General features: G+C 66.2%; 16 protein-coding genes and 5 pseudogenes. 3 read left to right on the top strand and 18 right to left on the bottom strand.

What is annotated here, in order from left to right:
* The 5 genes and pseudogenes from HYG77_RS00790 to HYG77_RS00770 all read right to left on the bottom strand — a co-directional run bounded on the left by HYG77_RS00790 (window position 1) and on the right by HYG77_RS00770 (window position 5,334).
* Window positions 1-1,640 (bottom strand): annotated as a pseudogene (locus HYG77_RS00790) (carbamoyltransferase C-terminal domain-containing protein).
* Window positions 1,641-1,759: 119 nt separating this feature from the next.
* Window positions 1,760-2,710 carry a UDP-glucuronic acid decarboxylase family protein gene (locus HYG77_RS00785; RefSeq protein WP_109329895.1) on the bottom strand — a complete coding sequence of 317 codons (951 nt, stop codon included), beginning with the start codon at window positions 2,708-2,710 and terminating at the stop codon, window positions 1,760-1,762.
* 23 nt (window positions 2,711-2,733) lie between these two features.
* Window positions 2,734-3,947, bottom strand: a pseudogene (locus tag HYG77_RS00780) (glycosyltransferase).
* Window positions 3,948-3,971: 24 nt separating this feature from the next.
* Window positions 3,972-4,960 (bottom strand): annotated as a pseudogene (locus HYG77_RS00775) (glycosyltransferase).
* Window positions 4,961-5,091: 131 nt separating this feature from the next.
* Window positions 5,092-5,334, bottom strand: coding sequence for a CsbD family protein (locus HYG77_RS00770; RefSeq protein WP_109329899.1), 243 nt, complete (start codon window positions 5,332-5,334; stop codon window positions 5,092-5,094).
* 216 nt (window positions 5,335-5,550) lie between these two features.
* Between HYG77_RS00770 and HYG77_RS00765 the strand changes: the two genes are divergently transcribed.
* The gene (locus tag HYG77_RS00765) at window positions 5,551-6,378 is read left to right on the top strand and encodes an SDR family NAD(P)-dependent oxidoreductase (RefSeq protein ID WP_208961601.1); all 828 of its coding nucleotides are present in this window, start codon (window positions 5,551-5,553) and stop codon (window positions 6,376-6,378) included.
* A 43-nt stretch (window positions 6,379-6,421) separates the two neighbouring features.
* Here the strand turns inward: HYG77_RS00765 and HYG77_RS00760 are convergent.
* From HYG77_RS00760 to HYG77_RS00715, 10 genes and pseudogenes are all read right to left on the bottom strand, one after another.
* Window positions 6,422-6,982: pseudogene (locus tag HYG77_RS00760) on the bottom strand (sigma factor).
* Window positions 6,979-7,236, bottom strand: a pseudogene (locus tag HYG77_RS00755) (carboxymuconolactone decarboxylase family protein); the annotation flags it as partial. The pseudogenes HYG77_RS00755 and HYG77_RS00760, both read right to left, overlap by 4 nt.
* Before the next feature lie 79 nt (window positions 7,237-7,315).
* The gene (locus HYG77_RS00750) at window positions 7,316-7,639 is read right to left on the bottom strand and encodes a hypothetical protein (protein ID WP_109329905.1); all 324 of its coding nucleotides are present in this window, start codon (window positions 7,637-7,639) and stop codon (window positions 7,316-7,318) included.
* A gap of 60 nt (window positions 7,640-7,699) precedes the next feature.
* Window positions 7,700-7,849, bottom strand: coding sequence for a hypothetical protein (locus HYG77_RS00745; RefSeq protein WP_208961600.1), 150 nt, complete (start codon window positions 7,847-7,849; stop codon window positions 7,700-7,702).
* Between the two features lie 27 nt (window positions 7,850-7,876).
* Window positions 7,877-8,128 carry a hypothetical protein gene (locus tag HYG77_RS00740; RefSeq protein ID WP_109329906.1) on the bottom strand — a complete coding sequence of 84 codons (252 nt, stop codon included), beginning with the start codon at window positions 8,126-8,128 and terminating at the stop codon, window positions 7,877-7,879.
* On the bottom strand, window positions 8,125-8,583 hold the full coding sequence (locus tag HYG77_RS00735; RefSeq protein ID WP_208961599.1) for a phage holin family protein: 459 nt from the start codon (window positions 8,581-8,583) through the stop codon (window positions 8,125-8,127). The genes HYG77_RS00740 and HYG77_RS00735 overlap by 4 nt, the downstream gene beginning before the upstream one ends.
* Before the next feature lie 79 nt (window positions 8,584-8,662).
* Window positions 8,663-8,905 (bottom strand): DUF3072 domain-containing protein, encoded by a 243-nt coding sequence (locus HYG77_RS00730; protein ID WP_208961598.1) that lies wholly within the window; start codon window positions 8,903-8,905, stop codon window positions 8,663-8,665.
* A gap of 128 nt (window positions 8,906-9,033) precedes the next feature.
* Complete coding sequence (locus HYG77_RS00725; RefSeq protein ID WP_208961597.1) at window positions 9,034-9,537, bottom strand: DUF6328 family protein; 504 nt, start codon at window positions 9,535-9,537, stop codon at window positions 9,034-9,036.
* Between the two features lie 35 nt (window positions 9,538-9,572).
* The gene (locus HYG77_RS00720; RefSeq protein WP_204164967.1) at window positions 9,573-10,289 is read right to left on the bottom strand and encodes a metallophosphoesterase; all 717 of its coding nucleotides are present in this window, start codon (window positions 10,287-10,289) and stop codon (window positions 9,573-9,575) included.
* Window positions 10,290-10,541: 252 nt separating this feature from the next.
* Complete coding sequence (locus tag HYG77_RS00715) at window positions 10,542-11,132, bottom strand: nucleotidyltransferase (RefSeq protein ID WP_204164930.1); 591 nt, start codon at window positions 11,130-11,132, stop codon at window positions 10,542-10,544.
* A 355-nt stretch (window positions 11,133-11,487) separates the two neighbouring features.
* On the opposite strand from HYG77_RS00715, the gene HYG77_RS40890 reads away from it, so the two are divergent.
* Window positions 11,488-11,592 carry a hypothetical protein gene (locus HYG77_RS40890; protein WP_348273571.1) on the top strand — a complete coding sequence of 35 codons (105 nt, stop codon included), beginning with the start codon at window positions 11,488-11,490 and terminating at the stop codon, window positions 11,590-11,592.
* Window positions 11,593-11,688: 96 nt separating this feature from the next.
* Here HYG77_RS40890 and HYG77_RS00710 read toward each other — a convergent pair whose 3' ends face one another.
* The 3 genes from HYG77_RS00710 to HYG77_RS40585 form a co-directional block, all read right to left on the bottom strand.
* Window positions 11,689-11,964: a GlsB/YeaQ/YmgE family stress response membrane protein gene (locus HYG77_RS00710; protein WP_109329916.1), complete on the bottom strand. Its 276-nt coding sequence runs from the start codon at window positions 11,962-11,964 to the stop codon at window positions 11,689-11,691.
* A 106-nt stretch (window positions 11,965-12,070) separates the two neighbouring features.
* Window positions 12,071-12,610 carry a DNA starvation/stationary phase protection protein gene (locus HYG77_RS00705; protein WP_109329918.1) on the bottom strand — a complete coding sequence of 180 codons (540 nt, stop codon included), beginning with the start codon at window positions 12,608-12,610 and terminating at the stop codon, window positions 12,071-12,073.
* Between the two features lie 65 nt (window positions 12,611-12,675).
* Complete coding sequence (locus HYG77_RS40585; RefSeq protein ID WP_257792479.1) at window positions 12,676-12,798, bottom strand: hypothetical protein; 123 nt, start codon at window positions 12,796-12,798, stop codon at window positions 12,676-12,678.
* Between the two features lie 497 nt (window positions 12,799-13,295).
* On the opposite strand from HYG77_RS40585, the gene HYG77_RS00700 reads away from it, so the two are divergent.
* The gene (locus HYG77_RS00700) at window positions 13,296-13,499 is read left to right on the top strand and encodes a cold shock domain-containing protein (protein ID WP_162603313.1); all 204 of its coding nucleotides are present in this window, start codon (window positions 13,296-13,298) and stop codon (window positions 13,497-13,499) included.
* Window positions 13,500-13,590 lie beyond the last annotated feature (91 nt).

The raw sequence follows: 13,590 nt of genomic DNA, 5'->3' as shown, positions 1-13,590 counted from the left end.
TCATCGACCGGTCACCGACGGCCGCGTCACCACGAAGGGCCCGATCGCCAGGAGGTCGACGGGGGCCGAACCGAAACACTCGAGCGCGTCGCGAGGGCTGTCGACCATCGGCCGGCCTGCGGTGTTGAGGCTGGTGTTCACGACGACCGGCAGGCCCGTGAGCTTCGCGAACTCGGTCAGCATGCGCGCGACCAGTGGCTCCGCCCCCTCGTCGACGGTCTGGATGCGCGCGGTGCCGTCCACGTGGGTGACCGCCGGGATCCGGTCCCGCCACGCGGGGTGCACGTCGTGCACGAACAGCATGTAGGGGCTCGGTATCGGCCCGCGGCTGAAGATGTCGGCGGCGCGATCCGCCGCGACCATCGGCGCCACCGGCCGGAACTGTTCTCGGCCCTTGACGTCGTTGAGTCGTTCGAGGTTCTCGGCGCGGCCGGGGTGGGCCAGGAGGGATCGGTGCCCGAGGGCCCGGGGACCGAATTCGGCGCGTCCCTGAAACCAGGCGACGATCTTGTCGTCGGCCAGCGCCTCGGCCACGACGGCCGCGACATCGTCCGGTTCCGTGAACGGGACCTTCGCCGCGACGAGGGCTCCCCGGATTTCCTCGTCGGAGAATCCGCGGCCGAGGGCGGCGCCCGTCCACCGGGACAGCGGTTCACTCGCCTCGGCGGCGATGCTGAGCGCGGCGCCGAGTGCGGTCCCGGAATCTCCTGCGGCGGGCTGTATCCACACCTGTTCGAACGGACTGTCGGTGTGGATGCGGGTGTTGGCAACACAATTGAGGGCGATACCGCCGGCCAGGGCCAGTTGGGTGGCATTGGTGCGCCGGTGCAGCCACGAACACAACTCCAGCAGAACCTCTTCGAGGCGGGTCTGAATGGAGCACGCGAGATCGGCGTGTTCGGGGCGAATTCGCAGTTCGGGGCGCGGCGGGGAGCAAGCATGTCCCAGTCGATCGGCAGGGTCCGGAATCCGCCGTCGTCGGTGGTGAAGACCCGTTCGCGAAGGTACTCGAGATGGCGGGGTTTGCCGTACGACGCGAGCGCCATCACTTTGTACTCGTCGCTCGAGCGCGCGAACCCGAGGTGCTCCGTCAGGAACTCGTACATCAATCCGAGTGAGTGCGGAAGCTGTTGCATGGCAAGGATATCCAACTTCCGGTCGCGGTACTCACCGGCGAGCATCGAGGTACTCTCACCGCGGCCGTCGAGGGTGAGGACGGCCCCGTCGCCGAAGGGGGCGACGAGCCCGGCGGACGCCGCGTGCGCGACATGGTGCCGCACGAACTGCACCTTGTCGGGGTCGAGGCCGGGTAATGCGGTAGCGAGAAAGCGTGGCGCGCGACGCGCATACGTGGTGCGCAGCTCTTCCCACCCGGAATCGAGGCCGTCGAGGCTGTGGTCGACGAGTTCTGGGTCGTACGAGTAACCCACGGCGTCGAGGTCCTGCGGACGCAGCCCACCGACCTCGAGACACCACCTTGCTGCCTGCTCGGGTAATTCCCAGGTGGAGAAGGGTACCGGCCGCTTCCCGTGCTTTCGCCGGGAGAAGCGTTCCTCCTCAGCGGCGGCCACGATCTGCCCGTCGACGACGAGCGCGGCCGCGGAATCGTGGAAGACGGCGTTGATGCCCAGGATCCGCATAGCGCCTCTCTCGTTGTGCTCGATTCGGATGTCCAACGTGGCACGGAACGGTGTCGCCCGATTTGGGTGGCGAATACCCTCGGAAAGTCACCATAAACACCTATAGCTGATTTACCCGTTCACGCCGCGGCGGAGTGCTCCGTGACCCATCGGACCGTGCGGCGCAGCCCCTCGTCGGCGCCGACGCGCGGTGCCCAGCCGAGCGCGGTCCGCGCGCGGGTGATATCCGGACATCGCTGCTGGGGATCGTCCTGAGCGGCAGGTATGTGCACAATCGGCGATCTGCTGCCGGTGAGGTCGAGGATGCGTTCCGCCACGGACAGGACCGTCATCTCGTCCGGATTCCCGATGTTGACCGGACCCCGCTCCCCGGATTCGGCGAGCGCGCACAGGCCGGCGACGGTGTCGGCGACGAAACAGATCGACCGCGTCTGTTGTCCCGTCCCCGCCACGGTGATCGGTTCGCCGCGCAAGGCTTGACCGAGGAAGGTGGGGATCATGCGCCCGTCGGCGTCGCGCATCCTCGGCCCGTAGGTGTTGAAGATTCGCGCGATAGCGATATCGCAGAGCCCCGCACGGCCGTACGCCGCGCACAGCGCCTCCGCGTACCGCTTGGCCTCGTCGTACACGCTGCGCGGACCCACCGGGTTGACATTTCCCCAATAGCTCTCGCGCTGGGGATGTTCCAGGGGATCGCCGTACACCTCACTCGTCGAGGCGAGGAGGAACCGGGCCCCCTGAGCCACCGTCAGATCGAGTCCGTTCTTCGTACCGTGCGACCCGGCCAGCAGGGTTTGCACCGGCAGGCGTTGGTAGTCGACCGGCGACGCCGGCGACGCGAGGTGGAAGACGACGTCGACCGAACCGACGTCGGGAAACGGTTCGCTCACGTCGTGGTCGACGTACTCGAACAGGGGGGAATCGCGCAGTGCCTGCACGTTGGCCGGAGTGCCGGTCGACCCGTTGTCCATGCAGCACACCGCTGTACCCGACCGGATCAGTTCCTCACACAGGTGAGAACCGACGAAGCCGGCGCCACCGGTGACCAATGCGCGTTCGAATCGTGTCATGAGCGTGTGGCCCCGGGTTCCGGTTATCGCGCGACGACGGAACCGGCGCCCTGCTCGGACGGGTTGATTCGCTGATAGGCTCGCACCGTGTCCGAGGCGATCCGATCCCAGGAGTACCGGGAGCGGGCCCGGTCGTGACCGGAGGCACCGAATACGGCGCGCGCCGAGTCGTCGGCCAGCAGGCGTCGTAGCGCCGCTGCCAGCGCATCGGGATCCCGTGGGGGCACCAGCCGACCCGTTCCGCCGTCGACCACCGTGTCCAGCATGCCGCCCACCGCGGCGGCGACAACGGGAACGCCGCAGGCCATTGCCTCGACGGGAACGATGCCGAACGGCTCGTACCACGGCGTGCACACCACGGCGTCGGCCGAGCGCAGCAGGGCGGGCATCCGTTCCCGGCTGATCTGGCCGGGCATCAGGACGCGATCCCGCACCCCGAGCTCGTCGGCGAGGTGGAGCAGCCGGGCGGCTTCGGGGTCCTCGGCGAGGCAACCGTGCGCGGGACCGCCTGCGATCAACAGCTCCACGTCGGGCAGCTGGGGGAGGGCGGCGATGGCAACGTCGAACCCTTTCCTAGGCACCAGTCGTCCCACGGTGACGAGCCGGTGACGTGCCCGCGTCGGTTCCACCGGGCCGGTGGGAGTGAACAAGTCGAGGTCCACCCCGCACGGCACAACGGAAACACTCGAACGGCGAAGACCCATCCGCACCAGTTCGAACACCTCGTCCGAGCAGGTGGCCACGATGCGGTCGGCGGCTTTCGCGAGATCGAGCTCGAGCCGAATCCTGTCGTGCGGGCTGGTGTCGGCATCACCCTGATAGCGACGTTTCACCACGCCCAGCGCATGAAACGTCTGCACCGTGGGCACGCCGAGGGGCGGGCAGCGGACTGGGTGGCGAGTCCGGACATCCAGAAGTGGGCGTGGGCGACATCCGGTCGGTCCGCGGCCCAGACGCCGAGCAGGTAGACCCCGAAATCGTCCATCCACGGCAGCAGGTCGTCCTTCGGGAGAACCCGGGGCGGGCCCGCGGGCACATGAATTACCCGATAACCGGCGGGAGTCGGGACCTCGTCGGGCAGCGTGGTCGAATCGCGACGGGTGTACACGGTCACTTCGTGTCCCATCCTGACCAGGCCGGCCGACAGTTCGGAGACATGCACGTTCTGCCCGCCGGCGTCAACGCCACCGAGAGCGGCAAGGGGACTGGCGTGTTCGGACACCATCGCGATTTTCATCATCCTCCGTCCGGCTCGCGCCGTTTATGTTGTGCGGGTGTTCTCTTCGGAAGTCTCGGCCAAGAGTTCGTCCCACCGATCGAGGAAGGTGCCCAACCCGAAGTTCTGGAGGGCGAAGTCGCGCGCCGCCTTCCCGTACAACTCGGCCCGGTCCGGTTCGTGCACGAAATCGGCGACGGCGCGTGCGAGTACGGAGACATCGGCGGCGATGACTCCGGCCTCCGGCGGAACCGAAGTCGGCACCTCCGTCGATGCCACCGCCACGACAGGCATTCCGAGGTGCATCGCCTCGACGAGCGCCAGCCCGAGCGAAGTCCAGCGCGCCGTGTGCACGAACACGCGCCGCCGCGCGACCTCACGGTGCAGTTCGGCGGTGAGCAGATCACCACATCCACGCACGCGACCTTCCGATCCGGGCGGAGTCCAAGTGTCCGTTCCGATTCCGAACACGTCTACCGGTGCCGCCGCCGCGAGGGTCGGCAGCAGATCGCTGCCGGTCACCCGCCACCGTCGCTGCGGTTCGTTGATCATGGTCGCGGCCCTCGGTAGTTCACCGGTGTAGAGGTGTCCCGGGTCGACGATTCCGTGGGAGATCACGTGCGTGCGCGCAGAACCGTTGTCCCACATCAGGTTATTGAAATGGGTGACGTGAACGATCGGTATGTCGGACTGGCCGGCGAGTGGATGCGGGGTGGTGGCGGCCCCGGCGGCGGGGGTGTTGTGTTCGAGATACAGTGCGGGAACGTCGCGTCCGGGCTGCCGCCCGAGCCATTCCTGCGCGAGTTCGAGTTCGTGTGGGCGCTGCAGGACCACGACGTCGACATTCGATCGGCGCAGCTCCTCGGAAAAACCTCGCGGGCAGATTCCGGCCAGGGGCGACCGCAGCGGCCACGTCCCCAGTCCCCACCCTCCGGCAGGGTCGGGATGAGGTACCGGTGGCGGCCCTGAACGAAAGCCGTGGTCCACGCACCGTGTACGTGCCACAGCACGATGTCGAGTTCACGCTTCGGCATGCGTACAGAATGTCCCGAAGAAGGAGAAGTAAACCGACGACCCCGGGAATGGGCGCCGCGTGGGGCGTCCCGGCGCACGACTGCAGGCACCGTGGCTCGTCGGCCCGGGGCCTACAGTCGTACTGCTCGTCCTATTTACCCTGCTCGGCGCGCTGCCGGGCTTCTTCGGCCGCCGCCTCGCCGCGTGCCTTCTCGGCTGCTGCTTCCTTCTCCGCGACTTCGCGCTGAGCCTCGGCCTTGTCCTGCTGCGCCTGCCCTTCGCGAGTCATGCCGTCGTTGCCGGTCACAGCTCCCGCTGCTTCCTTCGCTTTGCCCTTGACGTCTTCGACGACACCCTTGACACCCTCGGCCGGACCTGACTTGTCGTCTGCCACTGAGATGCACCTCCTGGTCGGTGGACACGCGCACGGACAATCCCCGCACACACGGTCCGACTACCCGGGCGCCGTAGCGGCCAAACGACGGCGATCCCTTCGGCGTGTGCTGCGTATTCGGTTCCCACTGAGGGGGACACCGCGCGTCCGGGGCCCGCTCCGCTTCTTATTCTCGGCCGAGAGTAGAACCGCCCACCTCTGGTTAGGGGATTCACCGTGACAGATTCGGACATGCGCAGGAACTCGGTGGCGGTCGTCACGGGTGCGGGCAGTGGGATCGGAGCAGGACTCGCCAGGACGGCGAGGCGGCGCGGTATGCGGCTGGTACTCGCCGACGTCGACGCCGCGGCCGTGCACGACCTTGCCGCAGAACTGGGCGGCGATACCATCGCCGTTCCCACCGACGTCGCGGATCAGGGGGCCGTGGACGCCCTCGCCGACGCCGCCTTCGAGACTTTCGGGCGAGTCGATCTACTGTTCAACAATGCGGGCATCATGCGGGCCGGGTTCATCTGGCAACTCGGTGAATCCGAGTGGGACACCGTGCTGGGCGTCAACGTGAGAGGCGTCGTCAACGGAATCCGAGCGTTCGTCCCCAGAATGATCGACCAGGACGGCACCAGTCGTGTGGTGAACACCGCCTCCGTCGGCGGATTCGCACCCGGACCGATGATGTCGCCGTACAGCGCGTCGAAGTTCGCTGTGGTTGCCCTGACCGAATGCCTGCAGATGGAACTGGCGATGGTCGAAGCCCCGGTGTCCGCGAGCGTCCTCGCACCAGGACCGGTGAACACCTCCGTGTTCGAGAATCCCTACGGCCGGGTGTCGCACCCCGCAGTCGAGCGGATGGTCACGCAGATGCGGGAACTACTCACCACGCACGGCCTCGACACGGACACCTTCGCTGATCGGGTCTTCGACGGCATCGATCGCGGCGACTTCTGGCTCGCGCCGCAGGGGGACCACCTCGACGAGATGGTCAGAGAACACACCGCCGGCATCCTCGAACGGCGAGAACCCTTGATACGGGGCTCTTTTCGTTGATCGCGCCCCGTCTCCAGCCGGGACGGTCACCGCCGCAATTCCGTCACCTTGTCCAGCCATCCAGCTTGTGCGGGTTGCGGATGGCGTAGATCCCGGGTGATCCGGCCGTCCTCGACCACGAGACTCACCGCAGTGGGAGAGCCACCGATGTCCATTCGGGTGCCGGGCATCCCGTTGAACCACGCGGTGGTCGCCGTGAGACCGGGGACCACCGCGGCGCGGGCCAGGAAGGCCGCCACCCTCTCGGCTCCGGTGATCGGCTTGCGGGCCGCCGCCACCAGCCCGCCGCCGTCGGCGATCACCACCACGTCCGGGGCCAGCACCTCCATCAGTGCCTGCACGTCGCCGGTCGAGACGGCGCCCAGGAACCTAGCGACGGCTTCCTGCTGCTGGCGGCGGGACACCGATCGGAGCCGGTTCAACGCTTGCCGGGTGACCATCCGCACCAGGTAGGCCCGCGGATCGGAATCTCGACCTGCTCGACGTCGGCCCACCGCAGCCAGGTCTCCTGGACGACGTCCTCGGCGTCGGCGGCGGAGCCGAGCATCTCGTACGCGACGGTGAAGAGCAGGCTGCGGTGGGTGACGAACGGGTCGTCGGTCATGTCGTCGAACGGACTGCGAGCGGCTTCAGATCACATGCCGCCGCGAGCCCCTGTGATTCGATGCCGAATGCGACGTTGGTGCGGGTCATGAAATTCGCCAGCGCGATGAACGCGGTGAGCTCCACGAGGGCGGGGGCACCGAGCTGCTCGAGCAGGCGCGCCGACATGTCGTCGGTCACCGTCGGCGGGGTCTGGCTCATTGCTTCGGCGTACTCCAGAACTTCCCGCTCGAGCGGGGTGAACACGTCCGACTGTGACACCCGAGCCGAAAATGCTTGCCGACCGGGGAAGGGGGGAAATCCTCCGGGCAGCCGATAGGGGATACAGCCCGGATCAATGACCTTCCTGGTCGGTGAGCGATTCTCCGTCGAGGGCCTTGACTCGCTTGCGCTCGAGGAGCACGAGTGTGGCGCCGCCGATGAGGCACACCACACAGATGATGGTGCCGATCACGGCCCAGCCCTCGAAACCGTAACCTGCTCCGACCAGTGTCGCCCCGAGCGCAGCGATTCCGGCGGCGATCAGGAAATACCCCGGCCAGTTGCGACTGTCGGTGATCGCTTCCCCGGCGTGCCCGCGGATGGTCCGCGCGTCGTCCTGGGGACGCTCGTTCTCTGAGGGACCTTTCCCGGCCCCGGTGTCCGGCTGATACGTCACTGCCGACCTCCTGTGCTCATGTGACCTCGTCGATACGGACGATCCGGTGACGCACCCGGCTCATTCGTCGGGGTCATCGGATCCCGACGATTCCTCGGCCAACTCGGGCGCGTTCTCCCGGGTAGCCATGCCACCGTCCTTGCCCTGATCTGCAGGACCGGGCCGGCCACCCTTGGGTGTTTCCCGGTCGTCGTTCGTGTCCTTCTGCATCTGAAATACGCTCCTAGGGTGGAGATCTCAGTGGGCGTTCCGTCGCCGCCGTACCACCAGCAGCACGAGGAGAAGGGAAGCGACGACGCCGACCGCTGCCACGCGTTGCGGTTGCTGCTTCAGCGTCTCGATGTCGTGGCGTGCGTGCGCCTTGGCCCGAGAGCCGATATCGATTTTCTTGTGCAGAGCATCGACGGTGGCCGCCAGTTCCGCCCGCTGCTGCTCGACCGGGGGGCTCGGCGTGGTGACCTCGCCATTCGGCTGCTGTGCCTCGGTCATCGGAAGCCCTCCTTGACGGTGTCGACGTCCGCCCGGACGCTGCGGGTGGTCTGCTCCGGAACGGGAGGCAACGCGTTCTTCGCGCGACGACCGCCGACGGCCGCGGTGATCGACCCTGCGATGGTCAGCACGGCGGCCACGATCAGGGCGGCGATCCACGGTTCGAGGGCGGTGGAGAGTCCGAGCACTGCGGTGGCAACGAGCGTCGCCAAGCCGAACAACAGCAGCAGAAGGCCCGCTCCCGACACGCCGACGCCGATACCGACACGCGTGCCTTTTTCCTTGACCTCCGTCAGGGCAGAACTCACTTCGGTGCGGACGAGTTGCGACACCTGCTCGGTGAGCCGCTCGACGAGCTGCACGGTCGACAGATCGTCGACGTTGTCCGAGCGGCCTGCCGGGGTGGAACCGGGCGACCCGGTCCGATGCGCATCACTGCGATGGATGTCCGTCATGTCACTGCTCCTTTCGTACTCGAACGCCTACCCGGCTGCCGACAGCACGAAACGCCGAGGCCAGCGCGCGCCGGCGGTCTCACGTGTCCGAGGAGTTCTCGCCGCGGGCGCCTCGCCCCGACCGTTGCTGCATGTCGTCGATCAGTTTCGATGCGGTGACCTTGGTCAGGTCGTCGGGAACGGTCTCACCCAACTCTTGGGCGAGAGTGTGCAGGTAGGACCGTTGTGGCCCGGTCATCGGTTCGTCTCCGGCGATCCAGTCGTCCGGATCCTTCTCGGGGGTCGGCGACGGATCCGGTCCGGAGGATTGAGAGTCGGCCATGCCATTCCTGTCTGCTCGTTCGGTTCGGTTCGGGATTCGTGACCCGAGGACGTGGCATCCGACCGATTGCCCGCCGGCCGACATTCCGAAACGGCCGTATCTGCCGGAGGGGGGAATTGGCGCCGCGCTCACTTGCGGTGTCGTCCCTGCAGTATGCGGGCGAACAACCACAGTCCGAGAAACAGGGCCACGGCCACGGCGGCGGCGACGACTCCGACGACGGGCGAGACGACAAAGCTGAAGATGAGCAGCACCACACCGATGAGCGCCATCGCCAGCGTGGTGATCCCGCAGATCGCCAGCCGGTGCGCCACGGCAACCAGGTCGTACAGGGCGTGCAGGCGGAACAGCATCCGGTGAATACCTACCGGGGCGACCAGCAGCATGGTCGATGTTACCGAGAGGGCTACGGTGACGAGGTAGATGAGAACCTCGGCGTCCGTGAGCTCCGCGAACCTCTCCTGGAAGGGCAGCGTGAGAAGAAACCCGGTGAGCAGTTGGACCCCGGTCTGTACGACGCGTAATTCCTGGAGCAGACCGTTCCAGTTCCGGTCCAGTCGTTGCGTCTCGGTCTCGTGGCGGGCGCGGAAATTCCAGTCCGCGTCATCGCGCTCCAATCGGCCACTGTCCATCCGTCATCACTACTCTCTCGGCGTACCGAATTCGTTCATTCCGTGTGAATTCCGTACACCGCGTAAGCGGAGTGAATCACGGGTTGCGCAACATTGCGCACCCGAACGCCACCAGGGGTGGTGCCGCGTTCGCGTCCCGCGTGGGCGTGGCCGTGCACGGCGAGGTCGACACCGAACTCGTCGATCGGTTCGCCGAGGAGATACGACCCGAGGAAGGGATAGATTTCGGGGGGCTCACCGTGCAAGGTGTCGGAGATCGGCGAGTAATGGGTGAGAGCCACCCGGATGTCGGTCTCGAGGGTCGACAGGGCACGGCGTAGCTCCGACGCGACCTCCACGGTATGACCGGCGAAGTCCTTCATCTGCCGCTCTCCGAAGGCACTCGCGCATTTGCCCGCGAACCCGCCACCGAACCCCTTTACTCCCGCTACCCCGAGCGTCTGACCATCGACCGCAACGGTGGCAGTGGTCCCTTCGAGAACGGTGATGTCCCGGCTTTCGAGGAGTGCGGTGATCTCGTCGGCGGCGTCGCAGTGGTGATCGTGGTTTCCGAGAACCGCGATCACCGGAACGCCGAGATCCCGGAATTCGTCGGCGACCACCGAAGCTTCTTCGACGGTGCCGTGGCGGGTGAGGTCGCCCGCGAGCAACAGCACATCGGCGTGTTCGTGGAGTTTGTCGAGTGCCGGACGAAGCAGACCGCGCGCGTCCTCGGCGAGGTGCACGTCACCGACAGCTGCAATGCGCATCAGTCGAGTTCCTCTCGGCCTGCCGGTTCACGATTGTCCACTACCTGAACATCGTTGCGCACCGACATGGTAGGAAGGTGCTCGCGCACAACGACTTCCAGATCATCCCTGCGGTGGGCGCAGCTCACTTCTCCGCTCAGGTAGACCTGGTTCGCGCGCACCGAGATTCGCACGCCGAGTTCGGACGTGCGCGGGTCCTCGCGAGCGCGCGCCGTAGATGTGCGACGAGGTACTGGGGCGGCTGCTCTTCCGGATTCATGCGCTCTCCTCCGTTGCCGGCGGCGACTGATGGCCACTGCCCGTCCCGTCGGAGATGTGAAGGTCGCCGAGTAGAGCCAGAAATGCTCGGGCGTAGGGTGATTTGCCGGCGCTTAGCTCTACCTCCTGCCAATCGACCTGCTCACGCAGATCTCGGGCGATACGCAGCAGCGGGACGAAGTCGCACCGGTGCGCGTCCAGCACGAGAAGTTTGTCGACCATGAGGTCCGTAGCACTGATCACCAGTGCCGCGGTGGGGCCGACCCGCATCCACGTCGCGCGTTCGAAGAGCTCGTCGGTGACGGGCTGATAGTTGGGCCGGAAAACCAGATCGACCAGCACTTCACCGTCGTAGACCTTGACGAGCCAGTCCTCGGGCGGAACCACCCGGGTCATCCCGGCGGCTTCGAGGGCGCGCAGTGCGGACTCCGCGTCCTCCTCTTTCAGGAAGATGTCGACATCGTGATCGGACGGCGGTCCACCGCGCGCGTAGACGGCGCAGCCGCCGGCGACCGCGAACCTGATACCCGTGTCATTCAGCGTGCTCACCACCTTGGTGAGCGTCTGGAGAAGTTCGGTCTCGTCCATGTCGAATCCGGTCGCTTTCTGCCCGGGCAGCCTCCGATGCGGGAGATCGGCGTGCTGTTCACACCTCCTGTTCGGTACGGGTGCCCCGACTCGCGCCGCGCGAAACGTGGCGGTGTGAGGCACCCCCCGCCACGGGTTATACGGGACTCTCGAGATCCGGGTGCACGAGTGTAGGGGTAGGTGACTGTAAAGGGGAGTGCGTGCGGTTGCGGCACGGTGACCCGTCCGGGCCGGACATTCGCCGGCGGCGTCGGGGCCGAGATTTCTCGTACGACACACCCGACGGCGCGGCCGGAGTATCGGACGAGGACCGAGCGGGGATCGACGCACTGGTATCCCGCCCGCGTGGGGCAAGGTGTGGATCTGCCCGCACCGCAACGGTCACATCCAGGCAGTCGGACTCGATGCTGCCGGTCGCCGTCAATACATCTGGAGCGAGCGGTGGTCGAACGCGCCGTGATTCGCCTTCTCGCCCGATGACACCGCAGCTCGCTCGGTGACACCGAAGGAGCCTGCCCATCCTCTCGGATGGGCAGGCCCCTTATTTCGTTTGCGGTCAGCGGCGGGCGGCGGTGCGTCCGGTGACCAGCTTGACCAGGAAAAGGAGAATCACTGCCCCGAGGAGGCAGGTGAAGAAGCTGAACCAGAGACCGCCCCCTTCGACGTCCACATTGAGCAGTTTGAGGAGGAAACCACCGAGTAGTCCGCCGATGATGCCGACGACGATGTTGAGGAGGATGCCCATCTGAGCATCGGTCTTCATGATCTTGCTGCCGATCCAGCCGGCGAGCCCGCCGATGATGATCCAACCGATAATTCCCAGTCCTAGCACGGAAGTGTCCTTTCGGAATAGAGCGATCCCGGTACGGCCGGGATCACTCGGTCAGGTGACGCTCGAATAGGTGACGCGTGTTCGGGTCGGACGGAAATGCCGACGATCAACGAGCCTGCGCCGCGGCCTGCTTCTCCGAGTGTGCGCCTTCGTTGGCGAGTGACCCACCCGAATTTTCGAGATGAGCGCGAACGAACCACTGGAACTTCTCGAGTTCGGCGGTCTGCCCGATCAGCAGGTCCTCGGTGATGGGGTCGAGATCGCCGAATTCTTCGATGGCCTTGCGATTATCCTCGATGACGCCGGTGTAGACGAGATCGAGCGCGGCCAGGTGCGCCTGGGCGGTGTCGCGGCCGACCGAGTAGTCGTCCCACGTACGGTCCCGTCCGATGGCCGCGGGTGTGCCGTCCGGTGACTTGCCCAGGGCGGCAATACGCTCGGCGACCGCATCGGCGTATCCGCGGACCAATTCGACCTGCGGGTCGATCATTTCGTGGACGCCGATAAAGTTCGGCCCCACCACGTTCCAATGGATGTGCTTGAGCGTGAGGTGCAGATCGTTGTAGGCGCTGAGCCGTTTCTGCAGGGTGTCGGCGACTTGCGAACCCTGCTCCGCGGACAGGCCTGGCACGGTGAATTTCGACATTCTCGATCCTCTCGTTCGCTACTGCCGTGTACCGGCAACGGTGTCGGTTGCGCGGTGGCCGTCGTTCAGGACGACGAGTCGGCGGTCTCGGTGGCGGTGTGCTCGAACATCCACTCGAGCCGGTTCTTCAACTCTTCGGTCGACAACGTCCAACTGCCGGCCCGGGTCGATCCGGCGGGTGTGGTCACCGCGTACCCCCAGGCCGCAGCCGCGAACCAAATATGTGAACCCGCCCACCGCAACTACTGTGCTTCATCACGCCCGTCGTCCTTCCCGATTTCTGGAACCTCTCGTCGGAAGAACCGGGGTTCTTCCGTGTTCCCTTCAGATTCGAACGATACGACCGTACAACAAAATCTATATCTGTCAAAACAGATCTTGTGTGGGCGCGCATGCGAATGTCTTCTGATGACGACGACAAGGTGGTGGCGGCCCAAAGATTTCGATTCGGCAACCTCCGGGCGCAAATGGCGCCCATCCCGCGTTTCGAGACCCTATCTTCGGGGGAATCGACAGCGACACGGTCGTGTCCGGTGTTCGGAGGAGGCGCAATGCTCAACGTAACTCTGCTGGTGGGCCTGCTGGGATCGAGTCTGTGGGTGGCGGCCGCGCTCCAGGGCATGGCCGACCGGAGGTCGGTGCGATGAGCACCGGAGATACGCTGGCACGCTCGACGGATCGGGGCCTGCACACCGGTACCGTGCGATGGTTCAACGAGGATCAGGGGTTCGGATTCATCGCCCCGGACGACGGATCGGAGGATGTGTTCGTGCACATCTCCGAAATCGCCGGAGACGGCCATCGCTGCCTCGCCGACGGGCAAACCGTGAGGTTCGAGGTGTGCCGGACAGCGACGGGGGACCAGGCGCGCAACGTGCGGATCCGCTGAGGGGTTCGCGACGACGGGTGCGGTCCCGGTTCGGGTTCACGCCACCCGGGCGGGGTAACCGGCGGGGTGACGAAACAGCCGAACTCGACCC

Origin of the sequence: Rhodococcus sp. ZPP (assembly GCF_017656075.1) — a bacterium.
GTDB lineage: Bacteria > Actinomycetota > Actinomycetes > Mycobacteriales > Mycobacteriaceae > Rhodococcus_F > Rhodococcus_F oxybenzonivorans.
Note: the sequence above shows the minus strand (reverse complement) of the source record. Positions and strands in the feature narration are given on the sequence as shown.